Consider the following 6,582-nt stretch of genomic DNA (forward strand, 5'->3'; position numbering starts at 1 on the left):
CCGCCGGCTGGGCTGCGCCGGTCAGGCCGTCAGCCAGATCGGATTGGTGTAGCAGACATGTTCCCCATTGGGCCCGCGGGAGGAGAGTTCCCCTCGCACATAGAGGTCGTCCGCATGGTTTTCCACCGTTAACTCCGCGCGGTGTTGGAACCTCTCCGGGAAGCGATTGCAGTCCCACAGGATTTCCTCCCGCCTTGCTCCTTTTTTGCCCAACCAGATGGTCAGCCGGTGGAGTGGCCCAAACTCCGCGGTAGACTTGGCAGTTACCACTAGTCGCGCAGGTGAGCCGCGAAGGGTCCCGCCGATGTGCGCGGTCCCCGCAGGTGATTCCGCCCGCAGCTCCAAGAAGGGGCCGGTGGTGACTAATGTTTTTCCTTGGCGCAGCGCAGCTTTGAGCGAAGCGAGCGTCAATTCGCCCTCGACAAGCACACCTGTGCGCGCGGCGCCGAAGATCTGGTGACAGTGCTCCCGCATGGTGAGGAAGGGCAGGCCGATCTGGCGGAACCGGGCGAAATTACCGTGGCCGTCGTTGCCGGCGACGATGGTCAGGCGCTGGCCGGCCAGAAGGAGGCTGACCCAGCGACGGAGTGTCCTCCTGGCAGCGACATCCGTGTGGCCATTGAGGAGCTGCAGGCCATTGAGTCGTGGGTGGCGATAGTCCGCCCGGGTCCACCTGCCGCGGCGGATGAGCAGCCACTGCAGCAGCGGCGTGCGGTCCTCCGGATGGGCAGCATAGGCGAGCGCCCCCGAACGCAGCCGCGACAGCGCCTGCGCCACGCTCAGCTCCGGCCTGGTGCGCAACCACCTTTCCGCGCTATCCCCCGCACCTTCTAAGAAATCAGGATTGTCCAACACCAAAAGGTGCACGTTGCGGCGGTAGCGATTGCCGCAGGAGAGCTCCTCGCCAGGGATGACCACACAGCCTGTGGCCTCTGCGTTGAGCCTGGCCACCTCTGCCTGCATCTGGTGCCACTTTGGCAGCCTGTGGTCGTTGCGCAGGGCGCTCTCCGGGCTGTCGTCGAGGTCATAGGAGTGATCGGTGATGGCGAAAAAGCTCAGGCCTTGGGCCTTAGCCATGGCCAGTGTCGCCGCGATCGGCGCCCCAAACTCCACCTGGTCGCTGGTGAACGCGCTGTGGCAGTGGAGGTCGCCAAAGTGCCACCCCTCGGCCCTTGGGAGGGGTTCCTCAGCAAAGTGACATGCCAACGGCGCATGGGTAGAAAGCCGGTAGTTGTCGCTCACATAGGTCCGGCGCTCACCGCCTGTTACTACCGAGACCGCCGCGCGCACCTGGCAGGGACCCCTCACGCCCTCTGGACGTGGCAGAAAGAGGACGGTGTGCCACCATGGCTCCTTGATTGCCTGCCGCTGGAAGGTGACGGGCAACCTCAGCGTTCCATTACAGGGCGTGATGAGCTCCACCTCGACGCTACATAGCTCGATGGGGAAAAGGTGGGCGTCTTTCACCAACACGAGCACGGGGAGCCTCTGCCCAGGTTCCAGGCGATGCGGCACGTCCAGCACCACCTCCGGCTCCGCCTTGCGCAACCGGGAGGGGAAGAAGCGAAATGAATAATGGGTCTCGGCGTACGAAAGGCAGGGGACGAAAGGGAAAAGACGCATCGGTTTACGCTCCTCTCCGCGCCGTCTGCCTGGGGAAGGGCGCTCGTGCCCGGAGGTACTTGTCCAGCCCGTAGCGCAACTTGCTGAGCTGGCTCTCCACGAAAAAGCTGTCGATGCGCCACAGGAACGACGGGTCAAAGTAGCAGTTGATGGCGCAGCCTTGACAAAACGCAAGCCGTCCCTGGAGGCGAGTGAACCGCCGGCGCAACGGCGAGGCAAGGGCCGCGGCCAAGTCGCCGGCAATGGGCAGCCGCGCACACGCGCGATGGAAGCAGGGCAGCAGAAGTTCGTTGTCCGGGGAAATGACCACGGTGGCACTCACCGCGCGGCAACGGGGCGCCCGCGTCGAATTCCCTCCCTCCCGTCGCAGGCGCTGGAAGGCCCTGTTCAGGTAGACGAAGGGGGCAGCACGAAAGCGATCGAGGGCAGCCAGCGCCGGCTCGTCCAACGCATGCTCGGGCGAGGCACAGAACACTTGGTTGACAATGAGCTCGCAGCGTAGCTCTGCTGCAAGCCGGGCCAAAGAGGGCAGCTCGCGATAGGACTCCTTGGTGGCAGTGAAAAGCAGGTCAGGGGCTTCGCCCATGGCCTTGGCTATGCGCACCGATTCCAGGACGTGCTCCGGGTCGGGCCGCTTGCGCCAGAGGCGCTGCTTGGCGGGGTCGAGCGTGTCCAAGGAAAAATGCAGGAAATCCACTAACCCGCGCAACTCGCGGGCGCGGGCGGGGTAGAGGAGCGTGTTGGTGGTGACCGTGGTGTAGAACCCCAAGGCCTTGGCCTCGCGGAGCACCTCAGGCAGCTGCTTGTAGAGGAGTGGCTCCCCTCCGGTAAAGTCCACAAACCGCACACCTGCCGCCCTGAGTTGGCGCAGATTGCTGACTACTTCATACGGATCGGCATCGCGCACGCCGCGCAAGTCCTGCCGCTGCCAGATGTCGCAGTAGCGGCAGCCGGCGTTGCAGCGGTAGGTGATGTAGTAGAGGCACAGCAGGGGTGCACTGCGCCAGGAGGGCATGGCTCAGCTCCAGGATTCTTGCTCGACTGCCGCGAGAGAGTCGTCGGCAAGGACACCGTGCGGCGCAATCGCGTGCGAGTGGCGCAGCGCACGCAAGGGGTACGAGGTCCCTTTCCATGTCAGCACCCGCAAGAAGGGGAGCAGGGCCGCGCCTGCCACCACGTAGGTGGCAAACAGTGCCTCAAAGGCGACGAGTGCCTTGAGCGGCGTCTTAAGGCCCAGGGCTGCGCAGGTGCCACGGAGAAGGACAAAGTCGGTGAGCATCACAGCGAGCGGCAGAATCGCCGCCGCTGGGTGGTGCACCGCAAGGATCATCGCCAGGGGCAGCAAGAGGCGCGCGCCGCCGCCCAGTGCCAGCAACACCTTGCCCGGCGGCGCCACCGACCTACCGCCCACTGCCCAGCGCAGGCGCTGGTGCAGCAACTCCCGCCAGCTCCTCGATGGCTGGGTGAGCACCAACGCATGGCCGTCGCGTACGAACCGCACCTTCCACGCCGTGGACTTGGAAATTGCCTTGAAGAGCGCAAAATCCTCAGTCAGACTAAAGCCCACCCCGTGATAACCTCCCACTTCGTCGTAGGCCTGACGACGAAAGGCCAAGTTGTTGCCCACCCAGGTCAACGGCATGCCCAAGAGCCCAGCCCCTGAGGCGGCGGCAAGGAGGAACAGCCAGTCCAAAGCCTGCGCGCGAACGAAAAGCGCGCGCGCATCGCTGGAATGGGTTGCGACGGTGGTGAAGCCGCAGACCATCCCTGTGTCCCGGTCGAAGTGGCTGACCATGGTTCGCACCCACGTGGGCGGCACCACGCAGTCGGCATCCGTCATGAGCACGATCTCTCCGCTGCTCCGCTCGATGCCGGCCGCTACGGCCGCAGCCTTGCCGCAGAGGGTCGTGGTGCCATCCTGAACCCGCACCAGATGGGCGTGGCGGTGCTGTGCGCAGAAGGCAGCAAGAAGCTCCCCGGTGTGGTCGCGACTCTGGTGATCCACAAGGATGAGCTCCATCCTCTCCCGCGGATAGTCCAAGGCTGCCAGGGAAGCCAAGCAGTGGGGCAGGTTGGCCTCCTCGTCGCGCGCCGCAACCACGATGCTCACGTGCGGCACATCTTCGCTGCGTCGGTCGTGCCTACGCCTGCCTGCCAGGGCCAGCGCTATCCCGGCGCACACATAGGCAGAAGCGACCAGCAGCAACAGGCCCAGCCAAGCAGTCATCAGCGCTCCTTACCGGTGAGCGATGCTCCTTCACACCGCTCCAGGCTCATGCGCAGATCGAACGGTGAAGCGGGAAAGAGCATCTGCACGGGCACTCTCGTGCCTGCTGTGCTGAACCAAATGAGCACGCCGGAGCCCATGCCGGAAAGCCGGTTGGTAAGAATGTCGGTTTTCCACGCCCGCCACCGGGAAGAGGGGCTCTTGGTGCGCAACAGCACCTTGTCCGCACGGCACGTGCCGGCTGCCGTCTCTACCTCTTCCTGGCCAATGCGCTCGACGCTCACTTCCCAGGTCAGACCCTCGCCGTCCAGGGTGTAGGTGCGCTTTTCCTTGGGCGCCAAGGGGAAGGTGCGAAGGTGGTACACAAGGGAAAGGATGTCACGCGTCCCTGCCGGTGCCTCCCAAGTGCGCCCGTCCGCCGTGCGTGCCATCCCTGCCTCCTGGTCAAAAGCGATGTCCATGGTGTGGGACAGGTTCTTTTGACGGATCTGCTTGACGAGCCGGCGCAGCACCAGCTCGGCGTCTAAGTAAGCCTCGTACACGTTGTCTACCCAGAAGAACTTACGATAGAGCGAAGTGGTCTGCATGGTTGCCTTCAATGTGAGGGCCCCGTTTTCGCCTGGCAACACTTCCGTGCGAAAGGTCCCGGCATTGAAGCTCCCGTAGTGCATCTTGTAGGTGAGCCGTTCATGCTCAGAACTGGCCGGTTGCGCAGCGCCCGCGGCTGCGGACCAACAGCAGCCGAGCACCACGAGCAGAGTGAGTGAAGGTATCATGGGCTTACTCCTGATCGGCAGTGGCTGATTCTCCGTCGGGGGAGGTGGCATCTTCCGGGTGGGGCAGCCGCTCTTCAGCCTGCCGTCGGGTGAGCGTACTGTTCATCTTCCGCCCCTTCCAGGTAAAGTTGCCAAAGGTGCCCACCAACCCGACGACTACCACGTACGGGACTTCTAACAATGTCCAAAGCGGGAAATAGACCAGCAGGTCGCTGCGGCGAAAGAATAGCGCACCACGCACCAAGAGCGCAAGCTCCGCCGCTGCCTTGGCGGCAAATGAGGCCGCTACCGGCCCGCGCAGCGCCGGCACGAACGGCGCGAGTACCACACCAGCGAGCAGGGAGAGGTTGTACAGGTAGACGCTCAGCAGATAACCGAAAAAGATCAGGTTTTGCTTCGTCTGGAACGCGCCGTTAGAGGCCCACCTGACCCGTTGATGAAAGAAGCGCCGCAGATTGGGCTCGGGCAGGCTGGAATTGTAGGCGCGGGGCGTTGCCGCAAAGCGCAGCCGCCAGCGCGTCCGACCGCGCACCAGCTGCACCAGGAGCACATCGTCCCCGGAGACGCGATGTCCGATGTGCCGAAAGCCGCCAACCTCCTCGTACACGCAGCGCCGGTAGGCCAAGTTCTGCCCGGAGGCTGCCAGCGGAAAGCCCAAATTGCACGAACCGGCCGCCGCAGACATGAGCGCCAAAAAGTCCACCGCCTGCAGCTGCTCAAACAGACTGCGCTGCTCGCCTGGTCGGCCCAGCTGGGAAAAACCCACCACCATGCCCACGCGCGGCAGGAAGTAGGACACCATCGCCTCGATCCAGGTGGAGCGCACGCGGCAGTCGGCATCGGTGGTCAAGATGAGTTCGCCGCTGCTCTGGGCGATGCCGGTGGCCAAGGCCTGCTTCTTGGGGCTCAAGGTGCCATCCCCTGGTGCCGGCTGCAGGTAGCGGAAGTTGGGATACGCGCGCACGTAGCGCTGCACGATCTCTGCCGTGCGGTCCACGGAACCATCGTCCACCACGATGACCTCGTACCTGTCCCTCGGGTAGGTCTGCCGTGCCAAATCCTGCAGCAGGGACTCGATGGTGCGCTCCTCGTTCCGGGCAGCGATCACCACCGACACGCGGTACTGGCGTTCGTTTAGCCCCCGCCTTGGGAAGAAGAGGCCTAAGAGAAAGAGCAGCACCACGCCCACGTAGACGGCCGTCAGCGCGCCAAGCACAGGGGGGAACCAGGCCATCATACCTCGACCTCGCTGACCCGGTAGCCGCGATGGGCCACGGCACCCTTCCAGGCAAACTTGCCCAAGGTGCCCCATGCCGCAAAGACCACCACGTACGGAATGTACAGCAGCGCAGCCAACGGCAAGTAGAGGCACAAATGCATACGCCGGAAGAGAGCGGCTCCATAGCCTACCAGCAAGAACTCAGGCACCAAGGCCATGGCAAAGGCCAGCACGGCCACGCGCGGCGCAATTACGCCTAAGCAGGCCATGGGCACCGCCGCCATCAGGCCGCAATGGAACAGGTAAATCAGGATGAGCAGGGTGGTGAGCCACGCGGGATAGAAGAAACCCTTGGAGGCGTGCCTGGTGCGCTGGTGGCGGAACTGCCGGAAGCTCTGCGGCCCGCCGGAGGGCACAATGGTCGCCGCATCGCGCGCGTAGCGACAGCGCCAAGAGGTCCTCCCCACCTTGTGCAGAAATAGATCGTCGTCGCCGGAGAGCAAGTGCTCCACGCCGGAGAAACCGCCTACCTCCTCATAGACCTCCTTGCGGTAGCCCAAGTTCGCCCCGCTACAGGTGAGCGGCACGCCTACGCCGATACTTCCGGCTGCCACGCAGGCCAAGGCCAAATCGTCCATCTCCATGAGGCGCAACAGAAGTCGCGAGCGCGGCCCCCAGCTCACCGGCGAGAATCCTGCTACCAGGCCCACACCCGGCGTGAAGTAGGATACCATGCC

6 protein-coding genes are annotated in these 6,582 nt (G+C 64.2%); all 6 read right to left on the bottom strand.

Annotated features, from left to right (window positions below; translation table 11 throughout):
• Nucleotides 1-21: 21 nt before the first annotated feature.
• Nucleotides 22-1,623, bottom strand: coding sequence for a CehA/McbA family metallohydrolase (locus H5U38_15585; protein ID MBC7188447.1), 1,602 nt, complete (start codon nt 1,621-1,623; stop codon nt 22-24).
• A gap of 4 nt (nt 1,624-1,627) precedes the next feature.
• On the bottom strand, nt 1,628-2,638 hold the full coding sequence (locus tag H5U38_15590) for a radical SAM protein (protein MBC7188448.1): 1,011 nt from the start codon (nt 2,636-2,638) through the stop codon (nt 1,628-1,630).
• Between the two features lie 3 nt (nt 2,639-2,641).
• Nucleotides 2,642-3,850 (bottom strand): glycosyltransferase, encoded by a 1,209-nt coding sequence (locus H5U38_15595; protein MBC7188449.1) that lies wholly within the window; start codon nt 3,848-3,850, stop codon nt 2,642-2,644.
• Entirely contained in the window at nt 3,850-4,626 is a 777-nt protein-coding gene (locus H5U38_15600; GenBank protein MBC7188450.1) for a DUF3108 domain-containing protein, read from the bottom strand. The genes H5U38_15595 and H5U38_15600 overlap by 1 nt, the downstream gene beginning before the upstream one ends.
• A gap of 4 nt (nt 4,627-4,630) precedes the next feature.
• Nucleotides 4,631-5,863: a glycosyltransferase gene (locus H5U38_15605; GenBank protein MBC7188451.1), complete on the bottom strand. Its 1,233-nt coding sequence runs from the start codon at nt 5,861-5,863 to the stop codon at nt 4,631-4,633.
• Nucleotides 5,860-6,582 (bottom strand): hypothetical protein (locus tag H5U38_15610; GenBank protein MBC7188452.1); only part of this gene is annotated, 723 nt, incomplete at its 5' end. The genes H5U38_15610 and H5U38_15605, both read right to left, overlap by 4 nt.

It is taken from the genome of Calditrichota bacterium, from assembly GCA_014359355.1.
Lineage (GTDB): Bacteria > Zhuqueibacterota > Zhuqueibacteria > JANLFK01 > Oleimicrobiaceae > Oleimicrobium.

What these genes read in the sequence shown, in the direction of transcription:
- H5U38_15600 (MBC7188450.1), bottom strand. Translation starts at nt 4,626, where the DNA reads ATGATACCTTCACTCACTCTGCTCGTGGTGCTCGGCTGCTGTTGGTCC.
- H5U38_15590 (MBC7188448.1), bottom strand. Translation starts at nt 2,638, where the DNA reads ATGCCCTCCTGGCGCAGTGCACCCCTGCTGTGCCTCTACTACATCACC.
- H5U38_15595 (MBC7188449.1), bottom strand. Translation starts at nt 3,850, where the DNA reads ATGACTGCTTGGCTGGGCCTGTTGCTGCTGGTCGCTTCTGCCTATGTG.
- H5U38_15585 (MBC7188447.1), bottom strand. Translation starts at nt 1,623, where the DNA reads ATGCGTCTTTTCCCTTTCGTCCCCTGCCTTTCGTACGCCGAGACCCAT.
- H5U38_15605 (MBC7188451.1), bottom strand. Translation starts at nt 5,863, where the DNA reads ATGATGGCCTGGTTCCCCCCTGTGCTTGGCGCGCTGACGGCCGTCTAC.